The following is a 14,725-nucleotide window of genomic DNA, read 5'->3' as shown; positions in this document are numbered from 1 at the left end:
CAGAATTAACCTAACGCTTTGGCAAGCAGGGTGATGGGGTGTTCGCAGCGCTTACTGGTAGACATCTCAATCTGCCATTTACAGGTTTCGCAGTCGGTGACGACGATATCAGCGCCGCTGTCTTCAATCTGGCGGAACAGCGGTGCGCCAATGGATTGCGATGTCGGGTAGTTTTCCTTTTTAAAGCCGTATGTCCCGGCAATCCCGCAACATTGCGAGTCCAGCACCGTTAGCTCCAGCCCTGGAATTTGTCGTAGCAGTTCCAGCGTGTAGAGCGTCCAGCCCATTTTCTCCATGTGGCATGGCGTGTGGTAGACCACTTTCAGCGGCAGCGTTTTCAGCGGCAGCGTTTTGCCTTCATCCAGCTTGCGCCACAGCCAGCGGGTTGCCAGTTCAATGTGTTCGCGTAGACCTGAGTTGTCGACGTCCAGCACTTCCGGATATTCATCACGCAGCGCAAAGGTGCAGGTTGATGAGGTGGCGATCACCGGAATGCCTTTACCGTCAATTGCTTCTCTGAGCGAGGCCACGTTGCTCACCGCCTGCTTACGCGCTTTATCGGTAAAGCCGTTGGCAATCAGCGGTACGCCGCAGCATTTCTCTTTGCTCAGCAGTTGCACCCCGGTTCCCATCGCATTCAACACTTTGATCAGGTCTTTGCCGAGCTGCGGATGGTTGTAATTCACAAAACAGCCGTGGAAAAAGGCAACCTGATCCTGATATTGCGTTTGCTGTGCGGCAACGCTGCGATACCAGCGGCGGAAGGTGCCAAAAGAGTACTTCGGCAGCGTACGGCGATGATCGATTTTTAGCGCGTAATCCAGCAACTGACGCACCGGTTTGAGTGAGGTGGCGGTATTCACTATCGGGGCGAATGGTGTGGATACGCTACCCATCAAATCGGTATGGCTTAAGACAAAGTTACGCAGCGACGGACGCGTAGTGTCGTATTTGGCGCGCGCGCGTTGGATGATATCGCCAATCTTCACATCTGAAGGACAGGCCACTTCGCAACGCTTACAGTTGATGCAGTATTTCAGCGCATCGTCATATAACGCGCCATCTTTCAGGCGCAGACGCTCACCGTCCGGTCCGGCCTGTTTAGGACCAGGGTAGTTCGGATTGACGCGACTTACCGGGCAGGCCGTGGTGCACACCGTGCATTTGATACAACTTTCAAAACGTGTGTCGCTCATTGCTGGCCTCCTGCACGTTTCGCAATATGATGTGCGGCGTGTAAGGCGCTAACAGCGCACACGCCGCCTCCGCAACCCTGGGCGATAGGGTCGAATCCGCCGAGAACGGAACCGATGGCATACATGTTCTCTATCGTTTGTCCCGCCAGCGACGGGCGCAGCCCGGCATCGGTCGTAACACCAAACTGCTGCCACGGTTGTGGGTCGAAGACGTCACGCTCATACCACTCGGCGCGGGTGGCGGTTTGTTGTACATCCAGCCCCAGGATAGGTTCGTAGATGGCCCCACGCGTGGCGACCAGCCCGCTGCTGAAGAAGCTGCCGCTGGCGAGCACGGCGAAACGTGGCCGCAAAGGAATATCGGCATGATTACGGGTCCAGATTTCGCTGACTACGCCGTCCTGACAGGTGATTTTCTTCACTTCATCACCCGGCATCCAGACGCCGCCCTGGCGCACAAACTGGCGCTGCAATTTGTTATGCAAACGCATACCCAGTACCGAAGGCGGTAGGGTCGGTAACAGCGTCAGCGAGCAGGGGAGACGCTCGTTAAGCCATTGCCAGAGCTGTTCATCCGCCAGACCGAAGCAGGCCGGCATAATTATCATGTCGCAGGTTTTTGCTACTGGCAGTAAAGCGTCATAGAGCAGTGACCATTTATCTTCGTTATCCAGCAGGCGCGCAATATTGACGGCGCGAAACTCGGTCGGGTTATCACGCAGGACATCCAGCTCAGGCAGCTCGATTTCTGCCGTCTCGACGCTGAGATTGCGTTGACGCAGCGACGCCGCGGCGAGATGTGCCTGAAAATCCAGTAAACCGCTAATACCTACAACGCAGATACGCTGCGCGGACAGCGGCCAGACCGGAACTTCCGGGGAACTTAACCAGGTTGAACGTAGCGTTCCCAGTGGGGTGATGCGTTGATGTGACTGATGTACCTTGCCTTGCAAATGCGTTCCGCATTCTTCGAGAAGATTTTGCGCCTGCTGGGCCAGCTCCAGGACGTTGTGCGTTCCGATGGTGCTGTACGGGTGCGCGGGTGCCTGAGTGCGCAGCGCATTCAGGCCTGCTTCTATATCCGTCACCGGTTGGCCATCGGGTAAGTTGCTGAGCAAATCCAGTGAGCCGGAGGAGAAATGCAGGGCGCTTTGGCCGCGAGTGACAATCGTGCAGCGTAAACCGCTTTTTTGCAGTTGCAGGCCGCACAGTAGTCCGGCCAGGCCGCCGCCGATAATGACGGTATCAAATTTCATCCTGGTGCTCCTTTTCCAGACCGCACAATCCCTGATAGACCCAGCGTGTGAATTCGCTTTCGCGCAGCGCATCTCCCCAGGCGATAGGCTGCACGCCTTTCCAGCGTTCATTGAGGAAATCGGAAAGCTGGGTGATAGATTGCGCGGCGGTGGTGACATTAAAACGTTGCAGCAAACCTGCGGCGCGGCAGGCACACAATTCGCCCTGGCAGGTCCCCATTCCAACACGGGTACGGCGACGCAAATCCAGCAGGCTGTTGACGGTCAAATTCTCGACGGCGTACTGCACTTCACCTGCAGTGACCGCTTCGCATTCACAGACCAGGCTGCGGTGCTGACGACCTTCGCTAAGCCACGCAGGGGTGCGATCGCCGTGACGGTAGACCGCTGAGCCGCGCAGTGGCGCGGGCAACGAGATCACGCGTTTGAGCGTATGCTCGGTCGATTCTTGTGAGCCAGGCAGCGCCGTGTCTGCCGTTGTGCAAGGTTGGGTATTGCCCAGCTTACGGCAAACGGCATCGGTGGCCCACTCTGCCATCAGGCGGTAGGTCATCAATTTGCCGCCGGTAATGGTGATAAACCCGTCCAGTCCGTCACGCTGGGCGTGATCGAACAGTACAATCCCACGACTGACGTTACGGCCACTTGGATCGTCGTCGCTGGCTACCAGAGGACGCACGCCGGAGTAGGCGCGTAAAATGCGCGTTTTCGCCATAATCGGCGCCAGTTTTTCGCCTTCACGCAGCAGTATATCGACCTCTTCTGCGGTGACGCGGTTGCTGTCGATATCATCGTAATCAATGTGCTGTGAGGTGGTACCAATCAGCGAAATGGTATCACCGGGCACCAGGATATCGGCGTCAGACGGCTTACGACAGCGGTTGATGACATGCTGGTTAATGCGGTGATCCATAATCAGCAGCGAACCTTTGGCCGGGAACATACGGATGCTCAGATCGGCATATTCCGCAATGCGCTGGCCCCAGATCCCGGCGGCGTTGACGACTACCGGTGCATGCAGAGACTGCATCTCACCCGTCAGATGATTGCGTACGTTCACGCCGCAAACCGTTGCCCCTTCACGAATCAGTCCCGTCACTTCATGCGCCGTTAAGATTACTGCGCCATGCTCACGCGCATCCAGCATGTTGGCGGCGGTTAAGCGGAAAGGATCAACCGTGCCGTCCGGCACTTTTACCGCGCCAATCAGCTGTGGGTTGACGGAAGGCTCGATAATGCGCGCCTGCTTAGGGTCAATGGCTTCTGCGCGAATACCGGCCTCTTCACAGGCGCGAATAAAGGTTGCCTGGAAGGAGAGTTCATCTTCCGGCAGGGTAATAAACAGACCGTCCGTCGGCTCAACGCAATGACGGGCGATACGTTTGAGAATTTGGTTTTCGCTGATGCACTCTCGGGCAGATTCAGCGTCGGTGACGGCGTAGCGTGCACCGCTGTGCAGCAGACCGTGGTTACGTCCGGTCGCCCCTGTGGCGATATCGTGGCGTTCCACTAAGATGACGCGCAACCCGCGCAGCGCACAATCGCGTGCGATCCCTGCACCTGTTGCTCCTCCACCAATGATAATCACGTCACTTGTTTGCGAGTCGCGAATTTTCATTGTTTTTCCTCACAGTTCGTTTTTTATCATTTAGCCACATAAAAAACATGGATTGTTTGATTTCGCGCATAATCGCTCATTATTCGAAAATGAAACGTGATTTCGTGCGCCTTTATGAACATTTGTCATAAATCTGTAACAATATGTGCAGCGTTTCACATTTTTGTTATGTATCTTTCCTTAACATCGCGGCCACACTGGGAGCGGTAGGGTAGTAATGACGAACTGCAGTGTTTACTTCGAATGAAAGACGGCCACGGAGGCTACACTATGTTGAGCATTTTTAAACCAGCGTCACACACGGCGCGTTTGCCTGCAGCGGAGATCGACCCGACATATCGTCGATTACGTTGGCAGATCTTTCTGGGGATTTTCTTTGGCTATGCCGCGTACTATCTGGTACGTAAGAACTTTGCCCTTGCGATGCCGTACCTGGTTGAGCAAGGTTTCTCGCGTGGCGATCTGGGTTTTGCGTTATCCGGTATCTCCATTGCTTACGGATTTTCGAAATTCATCATGGGGTCCGTTTCGGATCGCTCGAATCCGCGCGTTTTCCTGCCAGCGGGTCTGATTCTGGCCGCCGCTGTCATGTTGTTCATGGGCTTTGTGCCGTGGGCGACTTCGAGCATTGCGGTTATGTTTGTGCTGCTGTTCCTCTGCGGATGGTTCCAGGGAATGGGTTGGCCGCCGTGTGGTCGTACCATGGTGCACTGGTGGTCGCAGAAAGAGCGTGGGGGCATTGTTTCCGTCTGGAACTGTGCGCACAACGTGGGCGGTGGTCTGCCTCCTCTGTTGTTCCTGCTGGGTATGGCCTGGTTCAATGACTGGAAAGCGGCGCTGTACATGCCTGCTTTCGGTGCGATCGTCGTCGCGCTGTTTGCTTTTGCTCTGATGCGTGATACGCCGCAGTCTTGTGGCCTGCCGCCTATCGAAGAGTACAAGAACGACTACCCGGACGATTACAACGAGAAAGCGGAAGAAGAGCTGACTGCGAAGCAGATCTTCATGCAATACGTACTGCCGAACAAACTGTTGTGGTACATCGCTATCGCCAACGTGTTTGTTTATCTGCTGCGCTACGGCATCCTGGACTGGTCCCCGACCTATCTGAAAGAAGTGAAACATTTCGCGCTGGATAAATCATCCTGGGCCTACTTCCTGTATGAATATGCGGGTATTCCGGGCACGCTGCTGTGCGGCTGGATGTCGGATAAAGTCTTCCGTGGCAACCGTGGTGCGACCGGCGTGTTCTTTATGACGCTGGTGACTATCGCGACTATCGTCTACTGGATGAACCCGGCAGGCAACCCGAACGTGGATATGGCTTGTATGATTATCATCGGCTTCCTGATCTACGGTCCGGTAATGTTGATTGGTCTGCATGCGCTGGAACTGGCACCGAAAAAAGCGGCGGGTACGGCGGCTGGCTTTACCGGTCTGTTCGGTTATCTCGGCGGTTCCGTAGCGGCGAGCGCCATTGTTGGCTATACCGTTGACTTCTTCGGTTGGGACGGCGGCTTTATGGTGATGATTGGCGGTAGCGTGCTGGCGGTTATTCTGCTGGTGGTCGTCATGATTGGCGAAAAACGCCATCACGAAGAGATCGCACTGAAGCGTAACGGGGGCTAATAGATGAAAACCACATTGAAAAGTCTCAGCGTGGCGCTAATGCTGACAGGTATTGTGGTGAGCAGCGCGGCGGTTGCCGCAGAAAAAATCGTGATTGCGCACCGTGGCGCCAGCGGTTATCTACCGGAGCATACGCTGCCAGCAAAAGCGATGGCTTATGCTCAGGGGGCTGATTACCTGGAACAGGATTTGGTGATGACCAAGGACGACCATCTGGTTGTCCTGCATGACCACTACCTTGACCGCGTCACCGATGTTGCCGAGCGTTTCCCGGATCGTGCGCGTAAAGATGGGCGCTATTACGCTATCGACTTTACGCTGGATGAGATTAAATCGCTGAAATTTACCGAAGGCTTTGATATCGAAAATGGCAAAAAGGTCCAGACCTACCCAGGGCGTTTCCCGATGGGTAAATCTGATTTCCGTGTGCACACTTTCGAAGAAGAGATTGAGTTTGTTCAGGGATTAAATCATTCAACCGGTAAAAACATTGGCATTTACCCGGAAATGAAAGCGCCGTGGTTCCATCATCAGGAAGGGAAGGACATTGCGGCTAAAACGCTGGAAGTGCTGAAAAAGTACGGGTACACCGACAAGAACGACAAGGTTTATCTACAGTGTTTTGATGTCGCAGAGTTAAAGCGCATTAAGAATGAACTGGAACCGAAGATGGGGATGGATCTCAATCTGGTACAGTTGATTGCGTACACTGACTGGAATGAAACTCAGGAGAAAAAGCCGGACGGTAGTTGGGTTAATTACAACTACGACTGGATGTTTAAACCGGGTGCCATGAAGCAGGTTGCGCAGTATGCGGACGGCATTGGGCCGGACTACCACATGCTGATTGATGAGAAGTCGAAGAAAGGCAATATCTCGTTAACAGGTATGGTACAGGACGCGCATCAGAATAAGATGGTGGTGCATCCTTATACCGTTCGTGCCGATCAACTGCCGGATTACACCACTGACGTAAACCAGCTGTATGACATTCTGTATAACAAGGCGGGCGTTGACGGGCTGTTCACCGACTTCCCCGACAAAGCAGTGACATTCCTGAATAAAGAGTAATGGCACAAGGTCTGTGATGCACCTCCGGTCACAGGCCTGGTTGAATCAAACGTTATTAACGGCTAGATAAGGCCGTCTGCCGTCAACGTGGCCATACCTGCCTCCAGGAGAAATAAAGAGCTGCCGTCCATCGGCGGCTCTTTTTTAGTCGTAATTTTTATCCCGCCACGCGTTACAGCTCTATTTCAATATCGCCTTTTGCCCGACAGCAGCAGGGCAAAATTTCACCTGGCTGAATGAAGGCCAGAGGTTCGGCAATCCAGTCGACCTGTCCCGCTACCAGACGGGTACGGCAGGAGCCGCAATAACCTGCGCGGCACTGGTATTCAACTTCAACATTGTGCGATTCGAGCGCGGCAAGCAGGGAAGGGTGTTCATCCTGGCACAGCAGTTGTGTGCCAGAGATGCGCAGAGTAACGCGGCCCATCAGAGCTGGAAGTTACTCAGGTCGTCGGTATCGACTTCCGAATCGATCTGGCCGACCAGGTAAGAGCTGACTTCCACTTCCTGCGGCGCAACCTGCACGTTATCAGACACCAGCCAGGTGTTGATCCATGGGATTGGGTTAGAGCGGGTCTGGAACGGCAAGTCGAGTCCGACAGCCTGCATACGGATGTTGGTGATGTACTCAACGTACTGGCACAGAATGTCTTTATTCAGGCCAATCATTGAGCCGTCACGGAACAGATAATCCGCCCACTCTTTTTCCTGCAGCGCGGCCTGTACGAACAGGTCGTAGCATTCTTGTTTACACTCTTCGGCGATTTCCGCCATTTCCGGATCGTCCACGCCGCTGCGCAGCAGATTCAGCATATGCTGGGTCCCGGTCAAATGCAGGGCTTCATCGCGGGCGATCAGGCGAATAATTTTCGCGTTGCCTTCCATCAGTTCGCGTTCGGCGAAGGCGAAGGAGCAGGCGAAGCTGACGTAGAAGCGGATCGCTTCCAGCGCGTTCACGCTCATCAGGCACAGATACAGCTTCTTCTTCAGTTCACGCAGGCTTACGACAACCGTTTTACCGTTAACGGTATGCGTGCCTTCGCCCAGCAAATGCCAGTAGCTGGTCATCTCAATCAATTCGTCGTAATAGCTGGAAATGCCTTCCGCGCGTTTCTGGATCTGCTCGTTGGTGACGATGTCATCAAACACCACCGCCGGATCGTTCACGATGTTACGAATGATGTGGGTGTAGGAACGGGAGTGGATCGTTTCTGAAAACGCCCATGTTTCCACCCAGGTTTCCAGCTCAGGGATCGAGATTAACGGCAGCAGCGCCACGTTCGGGCTACGTCCCTGAATGGAATCCAGCAGCGTCTGATATTTCAGGTTACTGATGAAGATATGCTTTTCATGTTCCGGCAGCGCCTGGAAGTCGATGCGATCGCGAGAAACATCAACTTCTTCCGGACGCCAGAAGAAAGAGAGCTGCTTTTCGATCAGTTTTTCGAAGATGTCATATTTTTGCTGATCGTAGCGGGCGACGTTCACCGGCTGGCCGAAGAACATCGGTTCCAGAAGTTGGTTATTTTTCGTCTGTGAAAAAGTGGTGTATGCCATTGATGTGAATCCTTTGTGGGATGAGTGCCGGATGGCGTTACAAGTACCCTTTCCGGCCTACAAACCAAGCTACTGTAGGCCGGGTGAGCCTGGTGCCACCCGGCATCGTTCATCAGATCTTACATGCGCCGCTTTCGCAGCCATCGTCCTGAATGGACGGCACCAGATCGTCCTGAGAATCTTCCGCACCGTCACGGGTGTTTTGATAATACAGCGTTTTGACACCAAATTTGTAGGCGGTGAGCAGGTCTTTCAGTAACTGCTGCATCGGTACTTTTCCGGATGGGAAGCGTGACGGATCATAGTTGGTGTTGGCAGAAATCGACTGATCGATAAATTTCTGCATGATACCTACCAGTTGCAGATAGCCATCGTTGTTCGGCATTTCCCACAGCAGTTCGTACGCGTCGTGCAGGTGTTCGTAGTCCGGCACGACCTGGCGCAGAATACCGTCTTTCGACGCTTTGATGCTCACATAGCCGCGCGGTGGTTCAATACCGTTGGTGGCGTTAGAGATCTGCGAAGAGGTCTCCGATGGCATCAGGGCTGACAGCGTGGAGTTACGCAGACCGTGCGTTTTGATGGATTCGCGCAGTTGTTCCCAGTCCAGATGCAGCGGCTCGTTGACAATAGCATCGAGATCTTTTTTATAGGTATCGATCGGCAGAATACCTTTGGAGTAGGTCGTTTCGTTAAACCACGGGCACGCGCCTTGCTCTTTCGCCAGCTCGTTAGAGGCTTTCATCAGGTAATACTGAATGGCTTCAAAGGTTTTGTGAGTCAGGTTGTTCGCGCTGCCGTCAGAATAACGCTTACCGTTTTTCGCCAGCCAGTAGGCGTAGTTGATCACGCCAATACCCAGCGTACGGCGACCCATCGCGCCGCGTTTGGCGGCAGGAATCGGATAATCCTGATAATCGAGCAGCGCATCCAGCGCGCGCACCGCCAATTCGGCCAGCTCTTCCAGCTCGTCCAGGCTGTTGATAGCACCGAGGTTAAATGCGGACAGCGTACACAGCGCAATTTCGCCGTTTTCGTCGTTAACGTCGGTCAGCGGTTTGGTCGGCAGGGCGATTTCCAGGCACAGGTTAGACTGGCGCACCGGAGCGACAATGGGATCAAACGGGCTATGGGTGTTGCAGTGGTCAACGTTCTGAATATAGATACGCCCGGTAGAGGCACGTTCCTGCATCATCAGAGAGAACAGTTCAACGGCTTTCACGCGTTGCTTGCGGATACTGTCGTCGTTTTCATATTTGGTGTACAGACGTTCGAATTCGTCCTGGTCAGCGAAGAACGCATCATACAGGCCTGGAACGTCGGACGGGCTGAACAGCGTGATGTCGCCGCCCTTCAGCAGACGGGTGTACATCAGTTTGTTGATCTGTACGCCGTAGTCCATGTGACGCACGCGGTTGCCTTCGACGCCACGGTTGTTTTTCAGGACCAGTAGGCTTTCAACTTCCAGGTGCCACATTGGGTAGAACAGTGTTGCAGCACCGCCGCGTACGCCGCCCTGGGAGCAGGATTTTACCGCGGTCTGGAAGTGCTTGTAGAACGGAATACAACCGGTGTGGAACGCTTCACCGCCGCGGATCGGGCTACCCAGCGCACGGATGCGACCGGCGTTGATACCGATGCCGGCGCGCTGGGAAACGTATTTCACAATCGCGCTGGAGGTGGCGTTGATGGAGTCCAGGCTGTCGCCGCACTCGATCAGTACGCAGGAGCTGAACTGACGGGTAGGGGTGCGCACGCCGGACATAATCGGCGTCGGCAGCGAAATTTTAAACGTAGAAACGGCGTCGTAGAAACGTTTTACGTATTGCAGACGCGTTTCACGCGGATAGTTAGAGAACAGGCAGGCCGCTACCAGAATGTAGAGGAACTGCGCGCTTTCATAAATCTCACCGGTAACACGGTTTTGTACCAGGTATTTACCTTCTAACTGCTTCACCGCAGCGTAGGAGAAGGTCATATCACGGTCGTGTACGATGAACGAGTCCATCTGCTTGAACTCTTCTTCCGTGTAGTCTTCCAGCAGATGATTGTCGTATTTGCCCATTTCAACCATTTTCACGACATGGTCGAACAGTTTCGGCGGTTCAAACTCGCCGTAGGCTTTTTTGCGCAGATGGAAAATCGCAAGGCGAGCAGCCAGGTACTGATAATCCGGTGCCTCGCGCGAGATCAGGTCGGCGGCAGCTTTGATGATTGTTTCATGGATATCGGATGTCTTGATACCGTCATAAAACTGAATGTGGGAGCGCAACTCGACCTGAGAAATCGATACGTTATTCAGTCCTTCTGCCGCCCAATCCAGAACTCGGTGGATTTTGTCGAGATTGATGCGCTCTGTACTACCATCACGCTTTGTCACCAGCAGACTCTGATTCATGTGGTTTTTTACCTGTCCGTGAAAGAAAAAATATCCCCCATATTATCCACAAAGTCATGTTGTGACTAAGTCTGTGGATAAATACTATATGTAGGGGTTGTTTGATAAAGTAGACGCTATATGGTGAGTATTCTAGTAGGGATTCTTTTCAGTACAAGAGTTGATTTTGAGGTTAAATTGAGGTTGCAAAAGGGTAATAATCGCTAAGTGCGCGTCTTATAAGGCCTGGCGAGGATGTCAATAATTGAGAAAAAAAATAGAAAATTTGATCGAGTGCTGATTTCTTCATCTAAGGCAAGGTAAGTTCTTATGACCTGGCGCAAAAATTGCCCTGACGATCCTACTCAGGATTGGTAGGCGATGCGCAGGCCCGAAAGCTGCGCACTATCAGGCACTGTGCCGGATTGCGGCGTTGCACGCCTTATCCGGCCGGGTGGGGGAGGTTAATCTGCTTGCGCGGTAGTGTGTAGCATATAGTTCACATCAACGCCGGGGCCGAGTTTAAAACTGTTGGTGATCGGGTTGTAGTGCAGGCCGGTCATATGACGCTCTTTCAGCACGGTCTGGTCAACCCACTCTAACAGTTCAGCCGGCTTAATGAATTTTTTCACATCATGCGTGCCTTTCGGCACCATACGCAAAATATATTCCGCGCCGACCACCGCCATTAGCCAGGATTTGCCGTTGCGATTAAGCGTGGAGAAAAACACTTCGCCGCCCGGTTTGACCAGTCTGGCGCAGGCCCTGACCACCGACTGAGGGTCCGGTACGTGCTCCAGCATTTCCATGCAGGTCACAACGTCATACTGATGCGCATGTTTTTCCGCATGTTCTTCAACCGTTTCTTGAACGTATTCCACCTGGATGCCACTCTCCAGCGCATGCAGTTTTGCTACCTGTAACGGTTCAAAGCCCATGTCCAGCCCGGTGACGGTTGCGCCCTCGCGCGCCATGCTTTCCGCCAGAATGCCGCCGCCGCAGCCGACGTCGAGTACCTTTTTACCAAACAGGCCGCCTGAGCGCTCCGTGATATAGCCCAGGCGCAGCGGGTTAATACGGTGCAGTGGCTTAAATTCACCCTCAAGATCCCACCAGCGTGACGCGACTGCTTCAAACTTGGCAATTTCTTCCTGATCAACGTTGTGAGTTACCGGAGGTTTTTCGGCATTCATTGGGGCTTCTACTCCTAAATTTGCGATGCAAATGAGTATATCAGCCTGACGGGATGAATAAAGCCTCTGTCAGGGGGAATCCATTTACCTGAATCTGCACGGATGTGTTATAATTTGCGACCTTTGAATCCGGGATACAGTAGAGGGATAGCGGTTAGATGAGCGACCTTGCGAGAGAAATTACACCGGTCAACATTGAGGAAGAGCTGAAGAGCTCCTATCTGGATTATGCGATGTCGGTCATTGTTGGCCGTGCGCTGCCGGACGTCCGAGATGGCCTGAAGCCGGTTCACCGTCGCGTACTTTACGCCATGAACGTATTGGGCAACGACTGGAATAAAGCCTATAAAAAATCTGCCCGTGTCGTTGGTGACGTAATCGGTAAATACCACCCTCATGGTGATATCGCCGTTTACGACACCATTGTTCGTATGGCGCAGCCATTCTCCTTGCGTTACATGCTGGTAGATGGTCAGGGTAACTTTGGTTCTGTCGATGGCGACTCCGCAGCGGCGATGCGTTATACGGAAATCCGTATGTCGAAAATCGCCCATGAGCTGATGGCTGACCTGGAAAAAGAAACGGTGGATTTCGTCGATAACTACGACGGCACCGAACAAATTCCTGACGTCATGCCAACCAAAATTCCTAACCTGCTGGTGAACGGCTCGTCCGGTATCGCGGTAGGTATGGCGACCAACATTCCGCCGCACAACCTGACGGAAGTGATCAACGGCTGCCTGGCATACATTGACGATGAAGACATCAGCATTGAAGGGCTGATGGAACATATTCCGGGTCCGGACTTCCCGACCGCCGCGATCATCAACGGTCGTCGTGGTATTGAAGAAGCCTACCGTACCGGCCGTGGCAAAGTGTACATCCGCGCACGCGCGGAAGTCGAAGCGGATGCCAAAACTGGCCGTGAAACCATCATCGTCCATGAAATTCCGTATCAGGTGAACAAAGCGCGCCTGATCGAGAAAATCGCCGAGCTGGTAAAAGACAAACGCGTTGAAGGTATCAGCGCGCTGCGTGACGAGTCTGACAAAGACGGTATGCGCATCGTGATTGAAGTGAAACGCGACGCAGTCGGGGAAGTGGTTCTGAACAACCTCTACTCCCAGACCCAACTGCAGGTTTCTTTCGGTATCAACATGGTTGCGTTGCACCATGGACAGCCGAAAATCATGAACCTGAAAGATATTATTGCTGCGTTTGTACGTCACCGCCGTGAAGTCGTAACCCGCCGTACTATCTTTGAACTGCGTAAAGCCCGCGACCGTGCGCACATCCTTGAAGCACTGGCGATTGCGCTGGCGAACATCGATCCGATCATCGAACTGATCCGCCGTGCGCCGACCCCGGCAGAAGCGAAAGCAGGGCTGGTCGCGCGTTCGTGGGAGCTGGGTAACGTTTCTGCCATGTTGGAACGTGCCGGCGATGATGCCGCGCGTCCTGAATGGCTGGAACCGGAATTTGGCGTGCGTGACGGTCAGTACTACCTGACTGAACAGCAGGCCCAGGCCATTCTGGATCTGCGTTTGCAGAAACTGACCGGCCTTGAGCACGAAAAACTGCTCGACGAATACAAAGAGCTGCTGGAGCAGATCGCTGAACTGCTGCACATTCTGGGCAGCGCCGATCGTCTGATGGAAGTCATCCGTGAAGAGATGGAGCTGATTCGTGAACAGTTCGGCGACGCACGTCGGACCGAAATCACCGCGAACAGTGCTGACATCAACATCGAAGATCTGATTAGCCAGGAAGATGTTGTCGTGACCTTGTCTCATCAAGGCTACGTGAAATATCAGCCGTTAACCGATTACGAAGCGCAGCGTCGTGGCGGTAAAGGCAAATCTGCAGCACGAATTAAAGAAGAAGACTTTATCGACCGCCTGCTGGTGGCCAACACCCATGACACGATCCTCTGCTTCTCCAGCCGCGGTCGTTTGTACTGGATGAAGGTTTATCAGTTGCCGGAAGCAAGCCGTGGTGCGCGTGGACGTCCTATCGTCAACCTGCTGCCACTGGAAGCTAACGAACGTATCACCGCAATTCTGCCAGTACGTGAGTACGAAGAAGGCGTCAACGTCTTCATGGCAACCGCCAGCGGTACCGTGAAGAAAACAGCGCTGACCGAGTTCAGCCGTCCGCGTTCAGCCGGTATCATTGCGGTTAACCTGAACGAAGGCGATGAGCTGATTGGCGTTGACCTGACGTCTGGTAGTGACGAAGTTATGCTGTTCTCTGCTGCCGGTAAAGTGGTGCGCTTCAAAGAGGGGGCTGTTCGTCCGATGGGACGTACCGCGACCGGCGTACGCGGTATCAAACTGGCGGAAAGCGACAGCGTGGTATCGCTGATCGTTCCGCGTGGGGAAGGTGCTATCCTGACCGTTACCCAGAACGGCTACGGTAAACGTACGGCGGCGGAAGAGTATCCGACCAAGTCTCGTGCGACCCAGGGCGTTATCTCCATCAAAGTCACCGAGCGCAACGGTTCCGTTGTCGGCGCAGTGCAGGTTGAAGATACCGACCAGATCATGATGATCACCGATGCAGGTACGCTGGTGCGTACTCGCGTGTCGGAAATCAGCGTGGTAGGGCGTAACACCCAGGGCGTTATCCTCATCCGTACTGCGGAAGATGAAAACGTTGTGGGTCTGCAACGCGTTGCTGAACCGGTTGATGATGAAGAGCTCGACTCCATCGACGGTAGCGCTGCTGAAGGGGACGAGGATATCGCGCCTGAAGCGGAAAGCGATGACGATGCAGCGGACGACGCTGAAGAGTAATTAAGACGTGATAAAAAGGGCCGGAAATATCCG

The 14,725-nt window shown here is 53.7% G+C and carries 10 protein-coding genes; 3 read left to right on the top strand and 7 right to left on the bottom strand.

Features of this window, described 5'->3' with window-relative positions; translation table 11 throughout:
• Positions 1-5: 5 nt before the first annotated feature.
• From glpC to glpA, 3 genes are read right to left on the bottom strand one after another with little or no spacing between them, the layout of a single operon-like run.
• Positions 6-1,196 (bottom strand): anaerobic glycerol-3-phosphate dehydrogenase subunit GlpC, encoded by a 1,191-nt coding sequence (gene glpC / locus B9P82_RS05810; RefSeq protein ID WP_047359207.1) that lies wholly within the window; start codon positions 1,194-1,196, stop codon positions 6-8.
• Positions 1,193-2,452: a glycerol-3-phosphate dehydrogenase subunit GlpB gene (gene glpB / locus B9P82_RS05805; RefSeq protein WP_101700084.1), complete on the bottom strand. Its 1,260-nt coding sequence runs from the start codon at positions 2,450-2,452 to the stop codon at positions 1,193-1,195. The genes glpC and glpB overlap by 4 nt, the downstream gene beginning before the upstream one ends.
• The gene (glpA, locus tag B9P82_RS05800) at positions 2,442-4,070 is read right to left on the bottom strand and encodes an anaerobic glycerol-3-phosphate dehydrogenase subunit A (RefSeq protein WP_016157025.1); all 1,629 of its coding nucleotides are present in this window, start codon (positions 4,068-4,070) and stop codon (positions 2,442-2,444) included. The genes glpB and glpA overlap by 11 nt, the downstream gene beginning before the upstream one ends.
• Positions 4,071-4,340: 270 nt before the next feature.
• On the opposite strand from glpA, the gene glpT reads away from it, so the two are divergent.
• Positions 4,341-5,699, top strand: a complete 1,359-nt coding sequence (gene glpT / locus B9P82_RS05795) for a glycerol-3-phosphate transporter (RefSeq protein ID WP_016153802.1) — start codon at positions 4,341-4,343, stop codon at positions 5,697-5,699.
• Positions 5,700-5,702: 3 nt separating this feature from the next.
• The gene (gene glpQ, locus B9P82_RS05790; RefSeq protein ID WP_016157024.1) at positions 5,703-6,770 is read left to right on the top strand and encodes a glycerophosphodiester phosphodiesterase; all 1,068 of its coding nucleotides are present in this window, start codon (positions 5,703-5,705) and stop codon (positions 6,768-6,770) included.
• A 172-nt stretch (positions 6,771-6,942) separates the two neighbouring features.
• On the opposite strand, the gene yfaE is transcribed toward glpQ, so the two are convergent.
• The 4 genes from yfaE to ubiG all read right to left on the bottom strand — a co-directional run bounded on the left by yfaE (position 6,943) and on the right by ubiG (position 11,897).
• A complete protein-coding gene (yfaE, locus tag B9P82_RS05785; protein ID WP_016153800.1) occupies positions 6,943-7,197 on the bottom strand; it encodes a ferredoxin-like diferric-tyrosyl radical cofactor maintenance protein YfaE in 255 nt (84 codons plus the stop codon).
• The gene (nrdB, locus tag B9P82_RS05780) at positions 7,197-8,327 is read right to left on the bottom strand and encodes a class Ia ribonucleoside-diphosphate reductase subunit beta (protein ID WP_016153799.1); all 1,131 of its coding nucleotides are present in this window, start codon (positions 8,325-8,327) and stop codon (positions 7,197-7,199) included. Before nrdB ends, yfaE begins: the two co-directional genes overlap by 1 nt.
• 112 nt (positions 8,328-8,439) lie before the next feature.
• Positions 8,440-10,725 (bottom strand): class 1a ribonucleoside-diphosphate reductase subunit alpha, encoded by a 2,286-nt coding sequence (gene nrdA / locus B9P82_RS05775; protein ID WP_016153798.1) that lies wholly within the window; start codon positions 10,723-10,725, stop codon positions 8,440-8,442.
• Positions 10,726-11,168: 443 nt separating this feature from the next.
• A complete protein-coding gene (gene ubiG, locus B9P82_RS05770; RefSeq protein ID WP_016157023.1) occupies positions 11,169-11,897 on the bottom strand; it encodes a bifunctional 2-polyprenyl-6-hydroxyphenol methylase/3-demethylubiquinol 3-O-methyltransferase UbiG in 729 nt (242 codons plus the stop codon).
• Between the two features lie 158 nt (positions 11,898-12,055).
• On the opposite strand from ubiG, the gene gyrA reads away from it, so the two are divergent.
• Entirely contained in the window at positions 12,056-14,692 is a 2,637-nt protein-coding gene (gyrA, locus tag B9P82_RS05765) for a DNA topoisomerase (ATP-hydrolyzing) subunit A (protein ID WP_094761624.1), read from the top strand.
• The last annotated feature ends 33 nt before the right edge of the window (positions 14,693-14,725 follow it).

The sequence above is a fragment of the Citrobacter sp. L55 genome, assembly GCF_002850715.1.
Classification (GTDB): Bacteria; Pseudomonadota; Gammaproteobacteria; order Enterobacterales; family Enterobacteriaceae; genus Citrobacter; species Citrobacter braakii.
This window is presented reverse-complemented; position numbering and strand designations above follow the sequence as displayed.

Coding starts and splice junctions, on each gene's coding strand:
- glpA (WP_016157025.1), bottom strand. CDS start 4,070: ATGAAAATTCGCGACTCGCAAACAAGTGACGTGATTATCATTGGTGGA.
- nrdB (WP_016153799.1), bottom strand. CDS start 8,327: ATGGCATACACCACTTTTTCACAGACGAAAAATAACCAACTTCTGGAA.
- glpB (WP_101700084.1), bottom strand. CDS start 2,452: ATGAAATTTGATACCGTCATTATCGGCGGCGGCCTGGCCGGACTACTG.
- glpC (WP_047359207.1), bottom strand. CDS start 1,196: ATGAGCGACACACGTTTTGAAAGTTGTATCAAATGCACGGTGTGCACC.
- glpT (WP_016153802.1), top strand. CDS start 4,341: ATGTTGAGCATTTTTAAACCAGCGTCACACACGGCGCGTTTGCCTGCA.
- nrdA (WP_016153798.1), bottom strand. CDS start 10,725: ATGAATCAGAGTCTGCTGGTGACAAAGCGTGATGGTAGTACAGAGCGC.
- glpQ (WP_016157024.1), top strand. CDS start 5,703: ATGAAAACCACATTGAAAAGTCTCAGCGTGGCGCTAATGCTGACAGGT.
- yfaE (WP_016153800.1), bottom strand. CDS start 7,197: ATGGGCCGCGTTACTCTGCGCATCTCTGGCACACAACTGCTGTGCCAG.
- ubiG (WP_016157023.1), bottom strand. CDS start 11,897: ATGAATGCCGAAAAACCTCCGGTAACTCACAACGTTGATCAGGAAGAA.
- gyrA (WP_094761624.1), top strand. CDS start 12,056: ATGAGCGACCTTGCGAGAGAAATTACACCGGTCAACATTGAGGAAGAG.